Genomic DNA, 20,068 nt, shown 5'->3' with positions numbered 1-20,068 from the left:
CACAATATTGGAGACATAGAATATGAACCAGCCAGCCATCGACGCCCTGCTCGCCAAAATCGAAAGCACTGAAAAAGCCTCGGGCAGCCCGCGCGTCAAGACCATCGTCAACCGCATCGTGCGCGACCTGTTCGTCACCATCGAGGAGCTCGACATCGAGCCGGAAGAATTCTGGAGCGCCATCAGCTACCTGACCGAAGCGGGCCAGTCCGGCGAATATGGCCTGATCGCGGCGGGCCTCGGCTTCGAGCATTTCCTCGACCTGCGCATGGACGAAGCCGAGGCCCGCCAGGGTGTTACCGGCGGCACGCCGCGCACCATCGAAGGGCCGCTGTACGTGGCCGGCGCGCCAGAATCCGCAGGCAGCGCGCGGCTGGACCAGGATCCGCAGCCGGGTGAGGTATTGTTCATGCAGGGCCAGGTGCGCGGTGCCGACGGCGCGCCGATGGCCGGCGCGGTGGTGGAAGTGTGGCACGCCAATCACCTGGGCGGCTATTCGTTCTTCGATCCGAGTCAAAGCGCCTTCAACCTGCGCCGCGCGATCCGCACCGATGCCGAGGGGCGCTATCGCTTGCGCACCCGGGTGCCGGTGGGCTACAGCGTGCCACCCGGCGGCGCCACCGAAAAGTTGCTCGGATTGCTGGGCCGCCACGGCACCCGGCCTGCGCACATCCATTTCTTCGTCACGTCCGCCGGCCACCGCAAGCTCACCACGCAGATCAATATCGAAGGCGATCCTTACCTGTGGGACGACTTTGCCTTCGCCACGCGCGACGGGCTGGTGCCACCGATGACCCGCGTCGACGATCCTGTCGCGCTGCGCGCCCATGAAGTCGACGCGCCGTTCTACGCGATCGATTTCGACTTCGACCTGCACGCCGAGCAGCAAGGGCTGCCGGCCGACCAGATCGCGCGCGCGCATTTCGCGGTGTGATGGCGGCCCCCACGCATGGCCTGCAGCATGGCCTGACAGCGGGGCCGGAGCCGATCGCCTATACGCTCGAAGGCCCGCCCGGCGCGCCGGTGGTGATGCTGTCGAACTCGCTGGGCACCACGCTGGACATGTGGCAGCAGCAGGCGGCGGCGCTGGCGACGCGCTACCGCGTGCTGCGTTACGACACGCGCGGCCACGGCGCCACCGCCGCTGCCAATGCCGATCAGCACGGCGTGGCCGGCGGCGCCACGCTGGACCAACTGGGCGCCGATGTCTTGCGCCTGCTCGACTCCCTGGCGATCGACCGCGTGCGCTTTTGCGGCATCTCGATGGGCGGCTTGATCGGCCTGTGGCTGGCCATCCATGCGCCCGGGCGGGTGCAAGCGCTGGTAGTGGCCAACAGCGCCGCGCGCATCGGCAACGCGCAGGGCTGGACCGACCGCGCCAATTTCGTCGAAGCTGAGGGCATGGACGCGGTGGCCGATGGCGCCCCCGGCCGCTGGTTTGGCGGCGCCTTCCGCGCGCAGGCTCCGCAAGTGGTGGCGCGCCACGTCGAGGCGCTGCGAATGTGTCCGCCGGCGGGCTATGCGGCCTGTTGCCGGGCGCTGGCCGAGGCCGACCTGCGCGGCCAGCTGGCGCGGATCACCGCGCCCACGCTGCTCATTGCCGGGCTGTGCGACGAAGTGACCACGCCGGCGGACGCACGCTTCATGCTCGATCATATTGCACACGCCAGTTATGCCGGGATCGAGGCGGCCCACCTGTCCAATCTGGAAGCGCCGCAGCAATTCACCGATCTGTTGCTGGCGTTTCTGCAATAAAGCCCATGGGCAGCATGTGGGTCGCCATCTCGCGAAAACGCGCCAGGATGGGCGAGCGGTCGTCGGTGCGGAAGTTCATGATCACGGGCGAGACCAGCTCCGGCTCCGACAGTGGGCGCAGCAGCACGCCATTGCGGGGTGCGCCCTGGACTGACGCAGGTACCAGCGCAACGCCTACGCCCGCCGCCACCAGGCCCAGCGCGGTTTGCATCTCGTTGGCCTCGCGCACCTGCGCCGGTTGCAGATGGCGCGCTGAAAACAGTTCCAGCACCTGGTCGGCATAGCTGGGGCGCGGGCGCGCCGGATAGACGATCAACGGCTCCCTGGCCAGGTCTGGCAGGTCCACCGTCGGGCGCTGCGTCAGCCGGTGCCCGGCGGGCAGTGCCGCCAGCAGCGGCTCGCGTACCAGGGTGACACAGCTGATCGCGGGATCGTGGATGGGCAGCCGGCCGAAACCGATATCGATGCGGCCCAGTTTCAGCGCGGTCGCTTGCTCCATCGTCATCAGCTCGATGAAGCCCGATTCGATGTCAGGCATATCGAGCCGAAACTGCCGTATCAGGTTGGGCAACACGCCGTACATGACCGACGGCACAAAGCCGATGCCGAACCATGGCCGCTGAGCCTCTGCGATACGGCGTGCGCCTTCCTCGATCTCGGCCAGGCGCGCCGCCACCTGCAGCGTTTGCTCGTGAAAGAAGCGGCCGGCCGCAGTCAGGGCGATCGGGCGCGATTCGCGGTCGAACAGCTGAATTTGCAGGATCTCCTCGAGCTGGCGGATTTGCCGGCTCAGCGCCGGCTGGGCGACATGCAGCATGTCGGCGGCCCGGCTGAAACTGAGCGACTGCGCCACGGCGTGAAAATATTTCAGTTGACGCATTTCCATGGTGTTCGTCGTTTGAAAACACCATTATCCAACGCCGGCCCCGATCGCGCATGCGAGTGCCCCTGCCGCGCTTATCCGCTTTTTGCGTTTCAGCCGTCGCCCCGTTTGAATCCCTGCGACGCTGCCGAAATCGGATAGCGACCGCTGGAGGCGGTAACTGGAAACGGGTGGACCTGATCAATTGCGACACCATGTTCCAGAACCTGCAGGTGTTCGCGGGACGGGCGCGGGCCCACGGCGTGTCTGTCGTCCAGGTGCGCGCGGCGCGCGGCCAGGCAAGGAAGAGGGAAGGGGGGCGGTAGCGGCCCCCTTCCTCTCAGTGCATCAGTTCTCCGGTGTGCTTGGGTGCTGTGGTCAAGTAATTTCGGACACATCCATAGGGGCGGTTTTTGCCATTTTCCGCTCATAGGCGGCGGGCGGCAAATTACCCAATACTGAGTTCAATCGCTTGCAGTTGTAGAAGCCGACAATGTAGTCCGTGATGTCGGCTTTGGCCTCGGCGTGATTAGCATATTGCCGTTGCCAGACCCGCTCCATCTTGAGGTTCAAGAAGAAGCGTTCGGCAACGGCGTTATCCCAGCAATTGCCTTTTCGGCTCATACTGCAAACGAAGCCGTGTTTGTCGAGCAGGTCCTGATACAGCTCGCTGGCATATTGACTTCCCCGGTCGGAATGGACGATTAGACCGGGGCCAGGCTGCCGCTGTTGGATGGCCATGTTCAAGGCCTCGCAGACCAGCTCAGCGGGCATGCTCGGCGCCATGGCCCAGCCGACCACCTTGCGTGCGAACAGGTCCATCACGAGCGCCAGGTACAGCCAGCCGGCGCCGGTTCGGATGTACGTAATGTCGGTCACGTAGGCCAAATTTGGCGCCACCGGATTGAACTGCCGGTTAAGCACATTGGCGGCGATCGGCAAGTTGTGCTTGCTGTCCTGGTGTGCACGAATTTACGCTTCCATACGGGCTTCAAGGCGGCTTTACGCATCAGACTGCGCACCTTGTACCGGCCTACTACGAAGCCCTCGTTGGCCATCGCCGTCACCAACCGGCGGCTACCGTAGCTCTGCTGGCTAGCCATGAATGCGGCCTTCAAGTGGACGCTGGTTTTGCACAAAACCGGTTTGGCAGAACGGCGCTGCGCCTCGTAATAGCCGGAGCGGCTGACGGCCAAAACACGGCAACTTTGCTGGACCGCGATGGCCTCCTTTTGCAGTTCACGAACGAGCTGGTAGCTCATTTCAGTTCGCGTGCAAAGAAGGCCGACGCTTTTTTTAATATATCGACATCCTGGCGAAGTTGGCGGTTTTCGACTTCCAATTGCCGGATGCGCTGCTGTTCGACGGTGAGCGGCTTGCCTATGCCTGGCAAACCGTTTTGCTCGGCGCTATGCTGTGTCACCCAGCGCCGTATCGCGGTCGGACCGATGTTCATGCTCTCGCTGACGTTCTGCACGCTCAGGCCCTGTTCTTTGATCATGCGTACGACTTCCAGCTTCAGGCTGATATCGAATTTCTTGCGTTGCTTTGCCATTTACATTTCCTCAGTTGATGGATTATCCACCCATTGAGGTGTCCGGCATCATTAGACCACTGCACCATCCGCTGGTGCAATTTCCGCGTACCGACGGTTCGCGCACCCCCTATAAAGTTTTCAGTTCCCAGGAAGTGTTCGAGCGCGAGCAGGACCGCATCTTCCGTGGTCCGGTCTGGAGCTTCGTCGCGCTGGAAGCCGAGATCCTCAAGCCAGGCGATTTCAAGAGTACCTTCGTCGGCGATACGCCGGTGGTGGTGACCCGCACCGACGACGGCTCGCTGGCCGCCTGGGTCAACAAATGCTCGCACCGGGGCGCCACCGTCTGCCGCGAAGCGCGCGGCAATGCCAGTTCGCACAGCTGCGCCTACCACCAGTGGAGCTTCGACCAGCGCGGCAACCTGCTGGGCGTGCCGTTCCGGCGCGGCCAGAACGGCATGGCCGGCATGCCCAAGGATTTCGACCCGAAATGCCACGGCCTGCGCCAGTTGCGCGTGGATAGCTACCGGGGTCTGGTGTTCGCGACCTTCAGCGAGACCGTGGAGCCGCTGGTGGACTACATCGGCCCGGAGATGACACCATGGCTCGACCGCATTTTCCACAAACCGATCGTGTACCTCGGTTGCACGCGCCAGTATTCGAAATCGAACTGGAAGCTGTACATGGAGAACGTCAAGGATCCGTACCATGCCAGCCTGCTGCACCTGTTCCACACCACCTTCAATATCTTCCGGGTAGGCATGAAGGCACGTTCGATCGTGGACAAGCGCCATGGCCTGCACAGCATCATCACCGCCACCAAGAACCAGGAAGAAACCTCGGACGCCTACAAGCAGCAGGCCATCCGCTCGTTCGATGAAGGCTTCGAGCTCGAAGATCCGTCGGTGCTGGGCCAGATCCAGGAATACGAGGAAATGACCACCAACCACATCCAGCCGATCTTCCCGCAGCTGGTGGTACAACAGATCCATAACACGCTGGTGGCGCGCCAGTTGCTGGCCAAAGGCCCCGATAGCTTCGAGCTGATCTTCCACTTCTTCGGCTACGCCGACGATACCCCCGAGCTGCGCGCGCTGCGCATCAAGCAGGCCAACCTGGTGGGACCGGCCGGCTATATCTCGATGGAAGACACGGAGGCGACCGAGATGGTCCAGCGCGGCACCAAACGCGACCCGGACGAATGCTCGGTGATGGAAATGGCCAAGGACAAGCCGGATCAGGAGGAAACCCTGATCACCGAAGGGATGATCCGCAAGTTCTGGCAGGGTTACCAAAAGCTGATGGGATTTTAAGGAAAATGAACATGGAACAAATGATCTTGTGGTTCGAATTGCACCAGTTGCAGCAGCAGTATGTCGCCGCGCTCGATAACGACCGCCTTGAAGAGTGGGCGACGCTCTTTACCGCATAGGTTTATACACATCTCCGCGTCAGCCCGCCAAGTTTGCTTGGCGATAACAGTGGGGCGGAAAAATCCGTTTACATTCAAGCACTTGCGGGAGCAGTTGTAAACTATTGATTTTTCAGGTTTACTCTCGTCTTTTGGCTCGCGAAATAATGACTAAATCGACGCACTGGACGGGCCTGGAATTTGCTGAACTTGACCTTGGGGACTCCCGCCTTGACAGTCGCGCCAGGAAGATCGTGGCGCGATTTGCCGACAAGCCCTCGTCCAGCATTCCTAAGTCGTGCAATGGCTGGGCCGAGACGATCGCCACATACCGATTTCTCGAGAACGACGCCGTCGAGTGGCGCGACATCATGGCACCGCACTGGGCCAAGACGCAGCAGCGCATGGGCGAACACCCCGTCATTCTGTGCTTGCAGGACACGACCGAACTCAATTTCAACGGGCAGCAGATCGAAGGTCTCGGGCCGCTCAGCTATGAAGTCCAGCGCGGCATGTATGTCCATCCAACGTACGCCGTCACGCCGGAACGGTTGCCGCTAGGCGTGCTCGACGCCTGGATGTGGGCGCGCGAGAAGATCAACGCTGCCGGCGTTCGACCGGGAATCAAGGAAAGTGGCCGCTGGATCGAAGGCTACGGGCGGATCGCCGAGATGGCCGCCGAGATGCCGGCGACGCGACTGGTGTACGTGGCCGACCGCGAGGCCGATATGATCGAGCTGATGACCTACGCACAGGACTGCGGCACGCCGGCCGACTGGCTGGTGCGCGCGAAGACCGACCGGGCACTGCCAGAGGGCGAGCGATTGTGGGCGCACACGCTCGATGGTGCGCCGGTGGGGGAAATCAGTTTCGTCATCGGCGCGCGCGACAAACAGAAGGGCCGCAAGGTGCGCCAGCAACTCTGGGCCAGGCGTGTGGAACTGCCGGCGCGGCGCGGCGTCAAGATCGCTGCGACCTGCGTCATCGCGCGCGAAATCGATGCGCCCGCCGGCATCGAGCCGATCGAATGGCGCTTGCTCACCAATCGAACCGCCACCACCGTCGATGAGGTGATCGAGTTGATCGACTGGTACCGCGCGCGTTGGGAAATTGAGATGTTCTTCCATGTGTTGAAGAACGCCTGCAAGGTCGAGGCGATGCAGCTCTCCCACATCGACAATCTTGAACGCGCGCTGGCGCTGTTCATGATCGTGGCGTGGCGCGTCTCCTATCTGATGCGCATCGGGCGCATCTGCCCGGATCTCGACGCCAGCCTGTTCTTCGACCCAGATGAAATCCGTGGCGCTTACCTGCTCACGAAGGAGCGACGGCCGGATCAGCCTCCGACACTTAACGATGTGGTGCGCTTGATCGCGCGCATCGGCGGCTTCCTTGGACGAAAAGGCGACGGCGATCCGGGCGTCAAGACAATCTGGCAGGGCATTCAGGATGTGCGCGTGGCTGCACTCACCATCAAAGCGCTACGCGACGAAGCTGGGTGATTTGTGTATAAACCTATGTCTTTACCGAGGATTGCCTGTACGAGATCATCCCGCGCGAGAACGAGGATGCCGGCTTGCCGATCGGCGTGATGTACTGCGACAGCCAGCGCATGCTGCGCGACCGGGTCTTGTCGCTGCGCCACGCCAATATCTACGGCGCGCACAGCTACCGCCACATGACCTCGGGCCTGCAGCTGCGCAGCATCGACGCCGATACCGTGGAAACCGAATCGAGCTATGTGGTGATCCAGACCTTGCAGGACGGCGAGTCCTTCGTCTACCAGGTTGGCCGCTACCTCGATCGCGTGGTGCGCACGCCCGCTGGCTGGCGCTATCAGTCCAAGCGCGTCATTTTCGACACCTCGCGCGTGGCCACCTTGCTGGCTACGCCAATCTGAGGTTGCCATGACGACCTGGTTCGATCTCGGCACGACCGGTGAGTATTCCGAATAGACGCCGGTGGCGAGGCAGGCCGGCGGCCAGCCGCTGGCCGTAGTCCGCATCGGCGATGAAGTGTTCGCGCTGCGCGACAAGTGCAGTCATGGCAATGCGCGGCTGTCCGAAGGCTACGTCGAGGATGGCTGTGTCGAGTGTCCGCTGCACCAGGGCCTGATCGACATCCGTAGCGGTGCGGCCCGCTCGGCGCCGATCACGGAGGCAGTGCGCAGTTTTCCGGTGCGGGTGGTGGCGGGGCGGGGCGGGGTCGAGGTGGCCGAACCGACCGCCGTGGCGGCCGATGCCGCAAGCGCCTGCAACGGCGCCTGCGCGGCGCCTGCCTTGCCGCAGCCGCGCGCGGTGTCGGTGTGCATCGCCAGCATCGACAAGGTCGGCCGCGATGTCGCCGTGCTGCGCCTGCGCCAGGACAGCGGCGCACCACTCGACTACCTGGCTGGCCAGTACCTGGACGTGTTGCTGGGCGATGGCCGCCGGCGCAGTTATTCGATGGCGGCGCCGGCCGGCGGCGACGTGCTTGAGCTGCATATCCGCCACTTGCCCGGCGGCGTTTTCACCGACCGCGTGTTCAACGAGTTGCAGGCCGGGCAGCGGCTGACACTGGAAGGCCCTGCCGGCGACTTCTACCTGCGGCCGAGCGCGGCGCCAGTGCTGCTGCTGGCCAGCGGCACCGGCTTTGCGCCCGTGAAGGCGTTGCTCGAACACGCCATTGCCAGCGGCACCACGCGGCCGATGCGCCTGTACTGGGGCGGGCGCAAGCCGGCCGACCTGTACCTCGATGCGCTATGCCGCCAGTGGGCCGCCAGCTTGCCCTGGTTCGATTATGTGCCGGTGGTGTCGGAGCCGGCGCCGGAAGACGCCTGGTCCGGCCGCACCGGCCTGGTACACCACGCCACGCTGGAGGACTATGCCGACCTGGCGCAGCACGAGGTATACGCCTGCGGCGCGCCGCAAATGGTCGCGGCTGCGCAGCACGACTTCAGCACACTGCGCGCCCTGCCGCCGACCCGTTTTTTTGCCGACGCCTTCCTGTCGCAAGCCGATTTGAGGCTACGCGTCTGACCTTGTCAAGTAACATCAAATACTTTAAAGAGCAATTCGCATGGCACACTACATCGATATCCAGGCTGCGGACGGCGCCGGCAGTTTCAAGGGCTACCTGGCGTTGCCCGCCAGTGGCAAGGGACCTGGCCTGGTGGTCGGGCGGGAAATCTGTGGGAACAGCACGTTTACCACGAATTCGCGGCCCGCGACGTGCCGGCCACCATGGCCACCATGGTGGCCGAGCCGTATGTCAATCATATTCCGACCCTGACCGGCGGCGTGGGCGCCAAACAACTGGCGCGTTTTTACGAACATCATTTTGTGCATGGCAACCCGGAAGACATGCGCATGATACCTGTTTCGCGCACGGTGGGCGCCTTTCAGGTGGTCGATGAATTCATCATGTGCTTTACGCACACGTGCGAGATCGACTGGTTGCTGCCGAACGTGGCGCCGACCGGAAAATACGTGGAAATCGCAATGGTCGGCATTATCAACTTCCGTGGCGACAAGCTGTACCATAAGCACATCTACTGGGACCAGGCCAGCGTGCTGGTGCAGATCGGACTGCTCGATCCGCAGTTGCTGCCGGTGGCCGGCATCGAATCGCCGCGCAAGCTGCTCGATGAAACCATCGCGTCGAACCAGATGATGGCGAAGTGGGCCGGTAGTGACGGGAAATTATCGTCGATTCCGGTGATCGAGGGCCAGCACGGTAGGCGCGAGGGTTTTTCTTCAGGACACAATACGCTATAGTATTCCCCATCGTTTTATCGGGGAACCACTATGGCAACGCGCAGGAATTTTTTACAACACGGCATGAGCATGGCGGCCCTCGGGCTGGTGGCCGCGCCGCTGATCGGCTGTGCTTCGCGCACCGCCACGCCACCGTCGGCCTCGGCCAGCGCCAGAGCGCGGCCGCCACGCACCGGCGTGCCGCCGCCACCGTCGCAGCAACTGGCCGGCGTCGACCACAGCATCACCACGCCGCGCGGCGCACCGATCACCGAGATGGCGCCGCCGCCCGATATTTTCGATGCACAGATCCTTGACCTGGAATTCTGGCTGAAACCGCGCACCCTGGAAGTGATACGCCCGGCCAGCAATGAAAAAGCGCGGCTGCTATACTGGAAAGATGGCGAAGTCATCGATTCGGCCTACCAGGAGCTGTGTCATTTGCTGCGCGACGTCAACGGCAAGAAGACGGCCCCCATCGATCCGAAACTGTTCGAAACCCTGTGGGGCACGCAAGCGTTTATCGCCCGCTACGGCATCGAGCAGCCGCTGGAGATCTTGTCCGGCTACCGCACTGCCGAATCGAACAGCCGGCTGCGCGAAGCGGGGGTACCCGCCGCGCGCCAGTCGCTGCATATTTCCGGCAAGGCGGCCGATATCCGCGTCGCCAACCTGAACTCGGAAGTGCTCGGCTCGCTGGTGCGCAGCTTCAAGCAGGGTGGTGTGGGCTTTTACTACCGCTCCGGCCCGCGCGGCGGCTGGATTCATGCCGATACCGGATTGCAGCGCACCTGGAAAGGCTGATCCTTGCTGATAATGGCGGGGCGGTTACGGCACGGTATCGGCCATGGTCCGTTCCAGTGCGGGCACATTGACGGGCCGCTCCCAATCGATGCGCCAGCCCCGGCGGCGGTTCTCGTGCATTTCCGGGCCGCGTTGCAAGAAATTATCCATGAAGCCGGCAAAGTCCGAGACAGAGCCGCTTTGACGGTGCATTTGGCGCGCCAGGCGCTTCTTGTCGTGGACTGATGCTTGTTCATGCTGGCGTGAACAGAGGATAATGATGTCTGGCGGACAAACGGTTTCGCCGCATCACCGCAAAGAAGGCAATCATGCAAGGCGCAGCAGACAACGCAGCAGCAAGCAATACCGACAGCACGGTCGGCGACGAGATCCTGGCGCGCCCCCGTTTCCGGCCCCGTCCGTGGGAGCATCTGGAAACGCCGTATGACGTGGAAGTGTGGATCGAGGAGCATAACCGCGCCATGCAGGACAATATCGGCGCCCAGGAAACCGGCGTGGGCATCTGCTTCACCCTGGCCGCAGGCGGCGATATCTACCTGCAGACCAGCGCCGATGGCGCCGTCGTGCTCGACGTCACGCCTGACGCGGCCTGGGTCGCGCCCCTGATCAGCGCGGCCACCGGCTGTGAAACGCCGCCTTCGTCCTTGTGGATCTTGCCCGACGATAAATTGATTCAACTGCTCGTAGGGCTGTCGAGCCTGGTGGCCAGCAGCTTGCTGGTGGTCGGCCATGATTTTGGCTTGCGTCGGCGCGGCATGGGCTTTTAAGCGGCGCATTGTCCTGTCGAGGCCGGCATTGTATGATGCAATCCCTGCCAATTTCATGCACCGTCCGGTGCGTTGCCGCCACCGTGCCCATTGCTGATAAATCTGACAAACTGGACCTGCGTAATGTCAGCCTGGTGTGCGTGGAAACACGCTATCCCGAGCTGGCCAGATTCGCCATCGAGCGCTGCCTGGCCGGCGCCGATTTCAAGGAATGCCTGCTGTTGACGTCGCGCTTGCACGCGCTGCCGGCCCATATATCGCAGGTTTTGATCGCGCCTATCGAGAGCATCGAAGCGTATTCGGCGTTCATGGTCAATCAGCTGGGCGCGCATTTCAGCGGCACGCATGTGCTGATCATGCAATGGGACAGCTTTATCGTCGATCACCGGCAGTGGCAGGGTGCTTTTCTCGACTGCGATTACATCGGAGCACCGTGGTCGCATCGCCCGGCTGCCGTCGGCAATGGCGGCTTTTCGCTGCGCTCGCGGCGTCTCTACGATGTCCTGCCGCAATTGCGGATGGCCCAGCCCCATCCCGAGGATTACGCGATCTGCGAACTGCATGGCGCGCAGCTGGAGCGCGATTTCGGCATCCGCTTTGCCGACGCCGCCCTGGCGTCGGCGTTTGCCTACGAATGCGTTGCGCCAGTCGCCCCGACGTTTGGTTTTCATGGGTTTTTCAATTTTGGCCAGGTGTTGGGCGACATCGAACTCGCCGCCTACCTGGTCCTGTGCGACGACGCCACCATGCATGGCTCGGCGGTGCGGCGCATGATCAAGCAGTTGTACCAGGCCCGCCGCTATCGGATGGCGGCGCGGGTGCTGCGCCGGCGCACCAATGGCGGCGCGGCCATGTTTGCCGACGCCTGCCTGCTCGCCGCGCGTGCCGGCGTGCATGCGTTCAGGCATGGCCTTGCGCGGCGGCTTTCAGCTGTGACGCTGTAAGGCCGGTGCCTGCCCGCCCATCAGCGCTTCGACGGCGGCCAGGGTCTCGCCGGCGCTGACGCTGGCCAGGGTCAGGCCGGGCGCCAGAATGACGCGGTAGTGGCGGCTGGCCGGATAAAACCAGCGGTAATTGTCGGTACGGATATAGTAGCCGACGATTTTCCTGTCATACGCCGACGCGATATGGATCACCGAGGTGTCGGGCGAGAGCACCAGTTCGCAGCGCCGTATCAGCGCCGCCAGTTGCAGGATATGGCCGGTGAAAGGCGAGCGCATGACGTTGGCATGGCCGGCGCCGTCGACGATCTCGGCGACGCGCGCCTCGCTGCCCGGCGCGGCGATCACCAGCAGGGCGTGGCGCGGGTAGCGCGCGGCGATGGCGGCGCAGCAGCGCCGCGCGTCAGCCACGCTGACGGTGCGCTGCGCATTGCTGCCCTGGAAGTTGAGGCAAAACAGACCGTCATACGTGTCCAGCAGGGCGTCGCAGGCCGCGTCGATGGCCGCCGCGTGCTGGTCCACGCCGAACAGTTCATAGCGCATGTCGATATCGCGCAGGCCGAATTGGCCGAAGGTGGCGAAGTAGCTCTGGAGGATATGGCTGCTCCTGTCGCAGGGCACCGTATGGTCGAACATGCCCAGCCTGGCCGTCGAGGTACCGTACTTGGGAATGGCAAAGCCCGTCAGGTAGCGCGCGCCCAGCCATTTGATGCGCAGCAGCAGGGGAATCGAAAAGCGGTTGTAGGGATTGAAGATGACGTCGTAGCGGCGGTTGCGCAGTTGGGCGATGGTGGTGCGCAGGTCGCGCAGCAACGGCTGCTTGTCCCAGACGATGATCTCGCTGACGTGGGGATTGTCGGCAATGATGTCGCGGTTGGCGCTGCTGGCGGCCACATCGATCTGCCAGTGCGGATAGTTTTTCTTCAGTTCGCGCAGCAACGCCGTGGTGACGATCATGTCGCCGATCTTGTCGTTACGCAAAATCAACACCTTGCGCACGCTGGCGATATCGAGGGCTTGCTTGTCGGATTTTCCCAGCAGGGCGTAACTGATCAGGCGGGCGATGGTCTTTATCAAAGCGAACTCGTGGCAGCGATAGCAGGCAGGGCGGCGCGCACTAGCGCAGGCCGAGCAGCGCTACCACCCGTTCGCGGCTGATACCGACAAGGGCAGAACTGATGGCCAGCAGCGATTCATAGCCGGGCTTGCTCGCCTTGTCCGTAAAGCTCTGCGCCACCGTTTCCATGCCTGTCTCGACGGGTTTGGCCTGGGCATTCTCGACCCTGGCGGTAGCCTGCGCCAGCGCCAGGGCGACTGCAGCGCGCGATTGCTGGAGATGCGCCAGCGCCAGCACCACCTCGTGCAAGGTGGCGCGCAGCGCTTCGGTGTCGCCGGTATCCCATTGTTCCGGCGCGATGGCGGCCGGTTCCGGGTCGGTCCTGACGCGGTTCATCTGGCCGCCTGGAAAGCGGATGCCGCTGCCGCGCACCGACAGGCTGTCGCGTACGTTGGCCCACGACGATTCGGGGGTGCTGAACACGACCTGGCCGTCCTCGTCCTGGCGCACGCGGATATTCGACGGCATCAGCGCGCGGTCGAAGCGGGCGATGATCTCGTCGTCGGTCAGGCCCGGTTCGATATTGACCGACCGCAGCGCCTGGTTGGCGCCGCCGACGGAAAACGCCAGCACTTCCTGCGAGCCTTCCCGCAGGCTGGCCATGGTCAGGCCGCGGATGGTAAAGCTCTGTTGCGCCGACTGCGGGCTGCTGTAGCCAAGCTGGGCGTCGAGCGAGCCGCCCGAGGCGCTGCTGCGGTCGCGCCAGGTGCTGCTGAACTGGCGCACGCGCGCCTCGACCTGGCCATCGCGCCCGGCGCGCGCGGCCAGTTTGGCGGCCAGTTCGCTTTTCAGCGCCTGCAGCTGGCTGCTGCTGCGTTCGAGGTAATCGAGGGTTTGCTGGGCATTCGAAATTTCGCCCTGCAACTGATGATCCCAGTTGCTCAGTCCGCGCTGCAGCGGCGCCGCCGAGCCTCTCGGCGAGGCGCCGTCGGCACGCGCGCTGGCACCGTCAACGCTGGAGGCGCCATCGACGCCGCGTGCCGTGCCGTTGCCTTTGCCGGCGACGCCTGTGGAATTGGGGAGCTGAGCGATTTGCATGGGGATCAGAGGATATCGAACAGGGAAAGTGCACCCACTTTGCCGTAGGCCTTGTAGGTCGCTTCCAGCGCGCTCTGGTAGCCGCTCAGGTCAATCGCCGCCGCGCCGAAGTCGGTGCTCCTCAATTCCACCAGCGCAGTATTGTTCGACAGCGACACATTGTCCAGGTTGTTATTGAGCGTGGACAGGATGTTCTGCGCGCCGCCAAAGATGGCGATTTTACCAGACAACAGCTCCATCCCCGCATCGGTGCCATCGAGCGAGCCAGTCACCGTCGCGCGCACGGCCGGATCGGTCGGATTGAGGCCGGGCGCGCTCAGGGTATCGATGGTCTGGTCGATCTTGTTGAGCCAGCTTTCCAGGTTTTTCACGTCGACGTTGGCGGCCTGCGTGATGCCATTGCCCACCACCACCGTTTGCGTTTCGGTATTGCCCGTATAGCTGTAGCGTGAACCGACCGCCGCGCTGGCGTCGTAGGTGATCGCCGGCTTGTCGGTGGCGGTGCCGGAGAACATGTAACGGCCTTCCTGGTCCTTCAGGTTGGAGGTGTACAGCACGCTGTCGCGCATGGCGCGCAGCGATTCGGTCATCGCCTTCAGGTCCGATGGCGCATTGCTGCCATCGGCGGCCCAGACCAGCAGGTCGCGCGCCTGGCCCATGTCGCCGACCATGCTCGACAGGTAATTTTCATTTTTCAGCAAGCGCGTCTGCACTGCGGAAATATTGTCCTTGTACTGGGTGACCATCGCCTGTTCGCGCGTCAGGCGCGAAATGCGCACATTGCCGATCGGATCGTCCGACGGCAGCTGGATGCGCAAGCCCGACGACATCTGCTGCGTCAGGTAATTGATGCGTTCCCGGTTTTGCTGGATCGATCCATTGATCAGCGACTGATACTGGTTGCTCGCTACACGCATGATCTGCCCCCTTAACCCATCATTGCCAAAGTGGCGTCAAATAACGTATTGGCGACGGAAATGACTTTCATGTTCGCCTGGTACATATTCTGGAATTGGACCAGGTTCATCGCTTCCTCGTCCTTGTTGACGGCACTCGTTGCGCTCCAGTCGTTGACCGCCTGGCCGCGCACCGTATCGGCGGTCTTCAGCAAGGCCTGGTTTTGCTGGCTGGCGATGCCCAGCTTGCCCACCAGTTGCGTATCGGCGTCGCTCATCAGGACCTGCCCCAGCCACGTCACCGTGACCGGCTGGTTCTTGATGTCGATCAGTTTCTGCAGGTTCTTGCTGTCGCCGGCGGCGCCGCCACTGCTGGCCAGCGCCAGGTCGGCCGTCGTGAATGTCTTCTTGATCGACATGATGCCGTCGTTGTACTCGAACAGATCCGGCCCTGGCGCGCCAGCCATGGTCTGGCCCTGGTTCAGTTGCAGGTTGACCTTGTCGGTCAGGCTCTTGCCCAGATCGCCCAGCGACTTCAGCAGTGGCTGCAAGGTGTTCTGTTCGAATTCACCGAGGCCACCGATCTGGCCGCCGATGGCGATATTGTCGAGCTTGAAGGTCGAGTTGGCAAATTTCAAGGTGATGCCTTGTGCGCCCAGCACGTTTTCGCTGCTTTCGAGCGTGGCCGACATATTGCCGATCACCAGCGGCTGGCCGCTTTTCAGGGAAATATTGAGCGAGCCGTCAGGCTGCGAACTGACTTCGACGCCCATCTGCGCCGCCAGGCCATCGACCAGTTGGTCGCGCGCGTCGATCAGCGCCGAGACGTTGGTGCCGGCCGCGTTCGAGGTGGAAATGCGCTGGTTCAGCGAGGCGATGTTCTGCAGTGCGGTATTGGCTTGTGGCATCATCGCCGCACGCTGCTGGTGCAGCGACAGCACCTGGTTGTTCATCACATTGTTGATGCTGTTGAAGTGCTGCGCCATGGCGTCGGCCGAGGTGATGATCTGCTGGCGCAGCGGGGTCGAGGTAGGATCGACGGCGGCCGCGTTCAGGGCCGTGAAAAAACCGTCGATGCCGTTGCTGATGCTCGACTTTTCATCGCCCATCACGCGCTCGAGCTGGGTCAGGTAGGGCTGGGCCTGCGAGCGGAAACCCTGCTCCGACGCGGTGCGCCACATCTGCTGGCTTTTGTAGGCGTCGCTGAAACGCATCAGCGCGCCCACTTCCACGCCGTTGCCGGCCGAGCGCACACCAGCACCAGAGGCAAGCGAACTGAGCAACACGCCCTGGCGGGTATACCCCGGGGTTTGCATGTTGGCGATATTCTGGCTCGCCGCACCAAGCGCGGCTTGTGCGGCGATGCTGCCCGACAGGGCATTGCTGATCATGCTCATGGCATTCTTTCGTGATAGGGGGCGCTAGCGCTACCTGTGTTAAAGGCGACGTTTCAGGCCGGCTTATTAAGTCCTGCCGCAACTTTGTCCGCTTTGACATCGATTTTCGTGGCCGGGGCGGCGGCGGCGGGCAGCAACTGGCGCAAAATCGCGTCGGCGATGCCAAAGGCGCGCTGGCCGGCTATCTTGTCGGCCACCAGATTGTCGGCCAGTTCCAGCATGTCGCTGTTGACCGGGTCCTTGTAGACGCTGTCTTCGCCCGCCATCTCGCGCGTGCCGGAGCGCATCTGGCGCAGCATGTGCGAGATGAAAAACGCTTCGAACTTGACGGCCGCCTCGGTGGCCTTGGCCGCATAGCGCGGGTCTGCCGGTGTCACGGCGCCGGCCGACTTGTCGTCCAGCGCCGAGGGCAGGGCGCCGTTGCTGTTGTCGATAGGAAAGTTCATCAGATCACCACCAGTTCGCCTTCGATCGCGCCGGCCTGGTCGAGCGCCTGCAGAATGGCCATGATATCGTCCGGCGAGGCGCCCAGACTGTTGACCACGTCGATAATCGACTGCAGCTTGGCGCCCGCCGGCCACTGGAACATTTTGCCGTTGCCCTGGTCGACCGACACTTTCGATTGCGGCGTGACGCTGGTCTGGCCTGCGCCGAACGGCGCCGGCTGGCTGACGTTCGAGCTTTCGGAAATGATTACCTTCAGCGCGCCATGGGTGACGGCGGCCGCCTTCACGCGCAGGCCTTCGGCGATCACCACCGTGCCGGTGCGCGAATTGAAGACCACCTTCGGCGTGTCGATGCCGACATCGATGCTGAGCGCCTCGAGCTTGGCCATGAAGGCCACGCGCTGGGTCGGGTTTTCCGGGGCAATCACTTCCACGCTGGTGGCGTCGCGGGTGGTGGCGACGGCGCCAAAGCGGCGGTTGACGGCCTCGACTATATTGATGGCCGTTTCGAAATGCGGATGGCGCAAATTGAGCGTGACGGTCGGGCGGGTGGAAAAGTCGCTGAGAATCTCGCGTTCGATATTGGCGCCGTTCGGTATGCGGCCCGAGGTCGGGGTGTTGACCGTCACCGAAGAGCCGCTCTTGCCGCCGGCGCTCAGCCCGCCTACCACCACATTGCCTTGCGCCAGCGCATAGGTTTCATTGTCGGCCGCGCGCAGTTCGGTCAGCAGCAAGGTGCCGCCGCGCAGGCTTTTGGCGTCGCCCAGCGACGACACCGTCACATCGATGGCCTGGCCGCGGCGGTAGCCTGGTGGAAACACGGCACTGACCATCACGGTGGCGACGTTCTTGCTTTTCGATTCGGCGCCGTCGGGCAGTTTCACGCCAAACTGCTTGAGCATGTTGACCACCGACTGGCTGGAAAATTTGACCTGGGTCGTGTCGCCGCTGCCGTTCAGGCCGACCACCAGGCCGTAGCCGACCAGCGGGTTGTCGCGCACGCCTTCGATGCTGACCAGGTTGCGCAGCACCTGCGCGGCCAAAGCTGGCAGCGGCAGCGACAGGGTGCAGCAGGCGGCCAGCAGCAGGGCGGCGGGCAGGGCGGGACGAAATCTCATGAGCTCACCTTAAAACGGCATCCAGGGACCGACGAAAAAGCGCGTCAGCCAGCCGGGAGTATTGGCTTCGGCCAGGGTGCCCTGGCCGGAATAGGCGATCCGCGCATTGGCGATGCGCAGCGACGACACCTGGTTGTTCGAATCGATGTCGGCCGCGCGCAGGTAGCCGCGCAGACGCACGAATTCCTCGCCCTGGTTCAGCGTCAGGGTTTTTTCGCCCTGCACCCGCAACAGTCCATTGGGCAGCACTTCCTGCACGATCACCGTGATGGCGCCAGACAGCGCGTTTTGCTGCGTGCTGGTCGAGTCGCCGCCAAAGTTGCGGTTGGCCGACAGGTCGACGCCGGTTGTCGGGAAGGTCTTGCCAAGGAAATTGGCGGCCTTCACGCCGACCGTCGAACCCTTGTTGAACGAGGTGCCGGCCTTCTTGCTGGCCTGGGTGGTTTCCTGCAGCGACACGGTGACCACGTCGCCGACGCGAAAGGCGCGGCTGTCCGAGGTCAGCGACAGGCCGGCATCGGGGTTGAACACGCCGCCGGACACGCCGCCACGGCCGTTGTTGCGCTGGGCCACCAGCGGCTCTTCGGAAAACGTCGGCGCCACCGGCGCGCCCGGGCCGCTGGCGCAGCCGGCCAGCAAGGCCAATAGCAGCGCCGCGCCTGCTTGCAGTGCGGCTTTCATCAACGGGCCGCTTGCGCCAGGTATTGCAGCATGTTGTCGGCCGCCGACAGCACCTTGGTATTCATTTCATAGGTGCGCTGGGCGGCGATCATGTCGACCATTTCCTCGACCACCTGCACGTTCGAGCCTTCCAGCGCGAACTGCTTGAGCTTGCCCAGGGCACCGGTGCCCGGATTGCCTTCGATCGGCGCGCCGCTCGCCGCCGTTTCCTGGAACAGGTTTTCGCCCAGTGCCAGCAGACCGGTCGGATTGACGAAGTTGGTCAGCGTCAGCTGGCCCAGTTGGGTTGCCGCCACGTTGCCGGGGACGGTGGCCGAGACCATGCCGTTTTCACCGATGGTAATCGCGCTGGCGTTGTTGGGCACGGTGATCTGCGGCACCAGCGGCAAGCCCTGGGCGTTGACCATCACGCCGTTGGCGTTCATGCCGAGCTGGCCGGCGCGCGTGTAGGCCGCTTCGCCGTTCGGGCGCAGCACCTGCAAAAAACCGTTGCCGGTGATGGCGACGTCGAATTCGCGGCTGGTCGTCTGCAGGCTGCCGGTGGTAAATACCTTTTGCGTGCCGACCATGTGCGTGCCGTTACCGAGCTGCACGCCCGATGGCGACAGCGTATTGTCGGCGCGCTGCGCGCCCGGCTGCTGCTCGACCTGGTAGAACAGGTCTTCGAATACCACGCGGTCGCGCTTGAAGCCGACCGTATTGACGTTGGCCAGGTTGTTGGCGATCGCTTGCAGTTTCGCGTCTTGCGCCTGCACGCCGGTCTTGCTGATCCACATTGCTGGATTCATAGCTTGCTCCTTGAATTGGTTGGCGTGCGGGCTCAGGCGCCCAGCAGGCGGTTGCCCGATTCGGTCATCGAATCGCTGGCCTTGAATACTTTCATCTGCATCTCGAAACTGCGGTTCAGGCTCATGGTAGCGACCATTTCCTCGACCGCCGACACATTGCTGCCTTCGATATGGCGGTCACGGATGCGCACTGCCGGGTCGGCCTGCAGGTCTTCGCCGCTGCGCGCGACGATCAACCCTGCCTCATTCTTGGTCAGCTCGCCCGTTTCGGCGTTGACCAGCTTGAGCTTGTCCACCGCCTGCATCTGCGCTGTGCCGGGTACCTGGATCGAAATCGTGCCGTCCGAGCCGATCGCCAGGCTGGTGTGCTCGGGCAAGGTGATCGGACCGCCTTCGCCCAGCACCGGCCGTCCGTTCAGCAGCAGTGCGCCCGTTTCATCGAGCTCCATGGCGCCGGCACGCGTATACGCCTCGCCGTTTTGCCACTGCACCGCCAGGTAGCCGTTGCCGGCGATCGCCACATCGAGATCGCGCCCGGTTTCCTTGATGGTGCCGTTGCGCGTGGAAATCGCGCTCGACTGCGTCTGCGCCATGTGGCGGTCGTCGTAGCCATAGCCCTTCTGCAGCGACTGCACGGTCGATACTTCGAGATTGGCGCGAAAGCCGCCGGTCTCGATATTGGCCAGGTTGTTGGCGTGTACCTGCTGTGCCTTCAGGGCACGGTCGGCGCCGCTCATGGCGGTGTAAATCAGCGCATCCATCGTGGTTTACCTTTGCGT

Annotated in this window: 19 protein-coding genes and 4 pseudogenes; 11 read left to right on the top strand and 12 right to left on the bottom strand. The window is 63.2% G+C overall.

Annotation, left to right across the window (positions count from 1 at the left end):
* Positions 1–22 precede the first annotated feature (22 nt).
* Together catA and pcaD are read left to right on the top strand one after the other, a co-directional pair.
* A complete protein-coding gene (gene catA, locus CD932_RS00385) occupies positions 23–934 on the top strand; it encodes a catechol 1,2-dioxygenase (RefSeq protein ID WP_094440903.1) in 912 nt (303 codons plus the stop codon).
* Positions 934–1,755: a 3-oxoadipate enol-lactonase gene (pcaD, locus tag CD932_RS00380; RefSeq protein WP_094440902.1), complete on the top strand. Its 822-nt coding sequence runs from the start codon at positions 934–936 to the stop codon at positions 1,753–1,755. Before catA ends, pcaD begins: the two co-directional genes overlap by 1 nt.
* On the opposite strand, the gene CD932_RS00375 is transcribed toward pcaD, so the two are convergent.
* Complete coding sequence (locus tag CD932_RS00375) at positions 1,724–2,641, bottom strand: LysR family transcriptional regulator (RefSeq protein WP_094440901.1); 918 nt, start codon at positions 2,639–2,641, stop codon at positions 1,724–1,726. The genes pcaD and CD932_RS00375 overlap by 32 nt on opposite strands.
* A gap of 354 nt (positions 2,642–2,995) precedes the next feature.
* Positions 2,996–4,172: pseudogene (locus tag CD932_RS00370) on the bottom strand (IS3 family transposase).
* Between the two features lie 17 nt (positions 4,173–4,189).
* On the opposite strand from CD932_RS00370, the gene andAc reads away from it, so the two are divergent.
* From andAc to CD932_RS00335, 7 genes and pseudogenes are all read left to right on the top strand, one after another.
* Positions 4,190–5,464 carry an anthranilate 1,2-dioxygenase large subunit AndAc gene (andAc, locus tag CD932_RS00365; protein WP_094440900.1) on the top strand — a complete coding sequence of 425 codons (1,275 nt, stop codon included), beginning with the start codon at positions 4,190–4,192 and terminating at the stop codon, positions 5,462–5,464.
* 11 nt (positions 5,465–5,475) lie between these two features.
* Positions 5,476–5,562, top strand: a pseudogene (locus CD932_RS00360) (anthranilate 1,2-dioxygenase); the annotation flags it as partial.
* Between the two features lie 167 nt (positions 5,563–5,729).
* The gene (locus CD932_RS00355; protein ID WP_094440899.1) at positions 5,730–7,064 is read left to right on the top strand and encodes an IS4 family transposase; all 1,335 of its coding nucleotides are present in this window, start codon (positions 5,730–5,732) and stop codon (positions 7,062–7,064) included.
* Positions 7,065–7,081: 17 nt separating this feature from the next.
* Positions 7,082–7,462: pseudogene (locus CD932_RS00350) on the top strand (nuclear transport factor 2 family protein); the annotation flags it as partial.
* Between the two features lie 61 nt (positions 7,463–7,523).
* Positions 7,524–8,579: a Rieske 2Fe-2S domain-containing protein gene (locus CD932_RS00345; protein WP_254926410.1), complete on the top strand. Its 1,056-nt coding sequence runs from the start codon at positions 7,524–7,526 to the stop codon at positions 8,577–8,579.
* A gap of 150 nt (positions 8,580–8,729) precedes the next feature.
* A pseudogene (locus CD932_RS00340) lies at positions 8,730–9,317 on the top strand (hypothetical protein); the annotation flags it as partial.
* Between the two features lie 255 nt (positions 9,318–9,572).
* Positions 9,573–10,100 carry a DUF882 domain-containing protein gene (locus tag CD932_RS00335; RefSeq protein ID WP_094443363.1) on the top strand — a complete coding sequence of 176 codons (528 nt, stop codon included), beginning with the start codon at positions 9,573–9,575 and terminating at the stop codon, positions 10,098–10,100.
* A gap of 24 nt (positions 10,101–10,124) precedes the next feature.
* On the opposite strand, the gene CD932_RS27970 is transcribed toward CD932_RS00335, so the two are convergent.
* Positions 10,125–10,292, bottom strand: a complete 168-nt coding sequence (locus CD932_RS27970; protein ID WP_141213137.1) for a DUF3460 family protein — start codon at positions 10,290–10,292, stop codon at positions 10,125–10,127.
* 116 nt (positions 10,293–10,408) lie between these two features.
* Here CD932_RS27970 and CD932_RS00330 point away from each other — a divergent pair, with 116 nt between their 5' ends.
* Both CD932_RS00330 and CD932_RS00325 read left to right on the top strand, forming a co-directional pair.
* On the top strand, positions 10,409–10,867 hold the full coding sequence (locus CD932_RS00330) for a hypothetical protein (protein ID WP_094440897.1): 459 nt from the start codon (positions 10,409–10,411) through the stop codon (positions 10,865–10,867).
* A gap of 83 nt (positions 10,868–10,950) precedes the next feature.
* A complete protein-coding gene (locus CD932_RS00325; protein WP_094440896.1) occupies positions 10,951–11,811 on the top strand; it encodes a DUF5672 family protein in 861 nt (286 codons plus the stop codon).
* Here CD932_RS00325 and CD932_RS00320 read toward each other — a convergent pair.
* From CD932_RS00320 to CD932_RS00280, 9 genes are read right to left on the bottom strand one after another with little or no spacing between them, the layout of a single operon-like run.
* Complete coding sequence (locus CD932_RS00320) at positions 11,794–12,885, bottom strand: glycosyltransferase family 9 protein (protein WP_094440895.1); 1,092 nt, start codon at positions 12,883–12,885, stop codon at positions 11,794–11,796. The genes CD932_RS00325 and CD932_RS00320 overlap by 18 nt on opposite strands.
* A gap of 40 nt (positions 12,886–12,925) precedes the next feature.
* Positions 12,926–13,963: a hypothetical protein gene (locus CD932_RS00315; RefSeq protein ID WP_254926409.1), complete on the bottom strand. Its 1,038-nt coding sequence runs from the start codon at positions 13,961–13,963 to the stop codon at positions 12,926–12,928.
* Between the two features lie 5 nt (positions 13,964–13,968).
* Positions 13,969–14,880, bottom strand: coding sequence for a flagellar hook-associated protein FlgL (gene flgL / locus CD932_RS00310; RefSeq protein WP_094440894.1), 912 nt, complete (start codon positions 14,878–14,880; stop codon positions 13,969–13,971).
* Between the two features lie 11 nt (positions 14,881–14,891).
* On the bottom strand, positions 14,892–16,256 hold the full coding sequence (gene flgK, locus CD932_RS00305) for a flagellar hook-associated protein FlgK (RefSeq protein ID WP_094440893.1): 1,365 nt from the start codon (positions 16,254–16,256) through the stop codon (positions 14,892–14,894).
* Positions 16,257–16,309: 53 nt separating this feature from the next.
* Positions 16,310–16,702, bottom strand: a complete 393-nt coding sequence (locus CD932_RS00300) for a flagellar biosynthesis protein FlgJ (RefSeq protein ID WP_094440892.1) — start codon at positions 16,700–16,702, stop codon at positions 16,310–16,312.
* On the bottom strand, positions 16,702–17,820 hold the full coding sequence (locus CD932_RS00295) for a flagellar basal body P-ring protein FlgI (RefSeq protein ID WP_094440891.1): 1,119 nt from the start codon (positions 17,818–17,820) through the stop codon (positions 16,702–16,704). Before CD932_RS00295 ends, CD932_RS00300 begins: the two co-directional genes overlap by 1 nt.
* A gap of 9 nt (positions 17,821–17,829) precedes the next feature.
* Complete coding sequence (flgH, locus tag CD932_RS00290; RefSeq protein ID WP_094440890.1) at positions 17,830–18,501, bottom strand: flagellar basal body L-ring protein FlgH; 672 nt, start codon at positions 18,499–18,501, stop codon at positions 17,830–17,832.
* A complete protein-coding gene (gene flgG / locus CD932_RS00285; protein WP_176460827.1) occupies positions 18,501–19,289 on the bottom strand; it encodes a flagellar basal-body rod protein FlgG in 789 nt (262 codons plus the stop codon). Before flgG ends, flgH begins: the two co-directional genes overlap by 1 nt.
* Before the next feature lie 32 nt (positions 19,290–19,321).
* A complete protein-coding gene (locus CD932_RS00280) occupies positions 19,322–20,050 on the bottom strand; it encodes a flagellar basal body rod protein FlgF (protein WP_094440888.1) in 729 nt (242 codons plus the stop codon).
* Positions 20,051–20,068 lie beyond the last annotated feature (18 nt).

The organism is Janthinobacterium sp. PC23-8 (assembly GCF_002250505.1).
GTDB lineage: Bacteria > Pseudomonadota > Gammaproteobacteria > Burkholderiales > Burkholderiaceae_D > Janthinobacterium.
This window is presented reverse-complemented; position numbering and strand designations above follow the sequence as displayed.

What these genes read in the sequence shown, in the direction of transcription:
- CD932_RS00355 (WP_094440899.1), top strand. Translation starts at nt 5,730, where the DNA reads ATGACTAAATCGACGCACTGGACGGGCCTGGAATTTGCTGAACTTGAC.
- CD932_RS00280 (WP_094440888.1), bottom strand. Translation starts at nt 20,050, where the DNA reads ATGGATGCGCTGATTTACACCGCCATGAGCGGCGCCGACCGTGCCCTG.
- CD932_RS00335 (WP_094443363.1), top strand. Translation starts at nt 9,573, where the DNA reads ATGGCGCCGCCGCCCGATATTTTCGATGCACAGATCCTTGACCTGGAA.
- flgH (WP_094440890.1), bottom strand. Translation starts at nt 18,501, where the DNA reads ATGAAAGCCGCACTGCAAGCAGGCGCGGCGCTGCTATTGGCCTTGCTG.
- CD932_RS00300 (WP_094440892.1), bottom strand. Translation starts at nt 16,702, where the DNA reads ATGAACTTTCCTATCGACAACAGCAACGGCGCCCTGCCCTCGGCGCTG.
- CD932_RS27970 (WP_141213137.1), bottom strand. Translation starts at nt 10,292, where the DNA reads ATGCACCGTCAAAGCGGCTCTGTCTCGGACTTTGCCGGCTTCATGGAT.
- andAc (WP_094440900.1), top strand. Translation starts at nt 4,190, where the DNA reads ATGGATTATCCACCCATTGAGGTGTCCGGCATCATTAGACCACTGCAC.
- CD932_RS00295 (WP_094440891.1), bottom strand. Translation starts at nt 17,820, where the DNA reads ATGAGATTTCGTCCCGCCCTGCCCGCCGCCCTGCTGCTGGCCGCCTGC.
- catA (WP_094440903.1), top strand. Translation starts at nt 23, where the DNA reads ATGAACCAGCCAGCCATCGACGCCCTGCTCGCCAAAATCGAAAGCACT.
- CD932_RS00330 (WP_094440897.1), top strand. Translation starts at nt 10,409, where the DNA reads ATGCAAGGCGCAGCAGACAACGCAGCAGCAAGCAATACCGACAGCACG.
- pcaD (WP_094440902.1), top strand. Translation starts at nt 934, where the DNA reads ATGGCGGCCCCCACGCATGGCCTGCAGCATGGCCTGACAGCGGGGCCG.
- CD932_RS00315 (WP_254926409.1), bottom strand. Translation starts at nt 13,963, where the DNA reads ATGCAAATCGCTCAGCTCCCCAATTCCACAGGCGTCGCCGGCAAAGGC.
- CD932_RS00375 (WP_094440901.1), bottom strand. Translation starts at nt 2,641, where the DNA reads ATGGAAATGCGTCAACTGAAATATTTTCACGCCGTGGCGCAGTCGCTC.
- flgL (WP_094440894.1), bottom strand. Translation starts at nt 14,880, where the DNA reads ATGCGTGTAGCGAGCAACCAGTATCAGTCGCTGATCAATGGATCGATC.
- flgG (WP_176460827.1), bottom strand. Translation starts at nt 19,289, where the DNA reads ATGAATCCAGCAATGTGGATCAGCAAGACCGGCGTGCAGGCGCAAGAC.
- flgK (WP_094440893.1), bottom strand. Translation starts at nt 16,256, where the DNA reads ATGAGCATGATCAGCAATGCCCTGTCGGGCAGCATCGCCGCACAAGCC.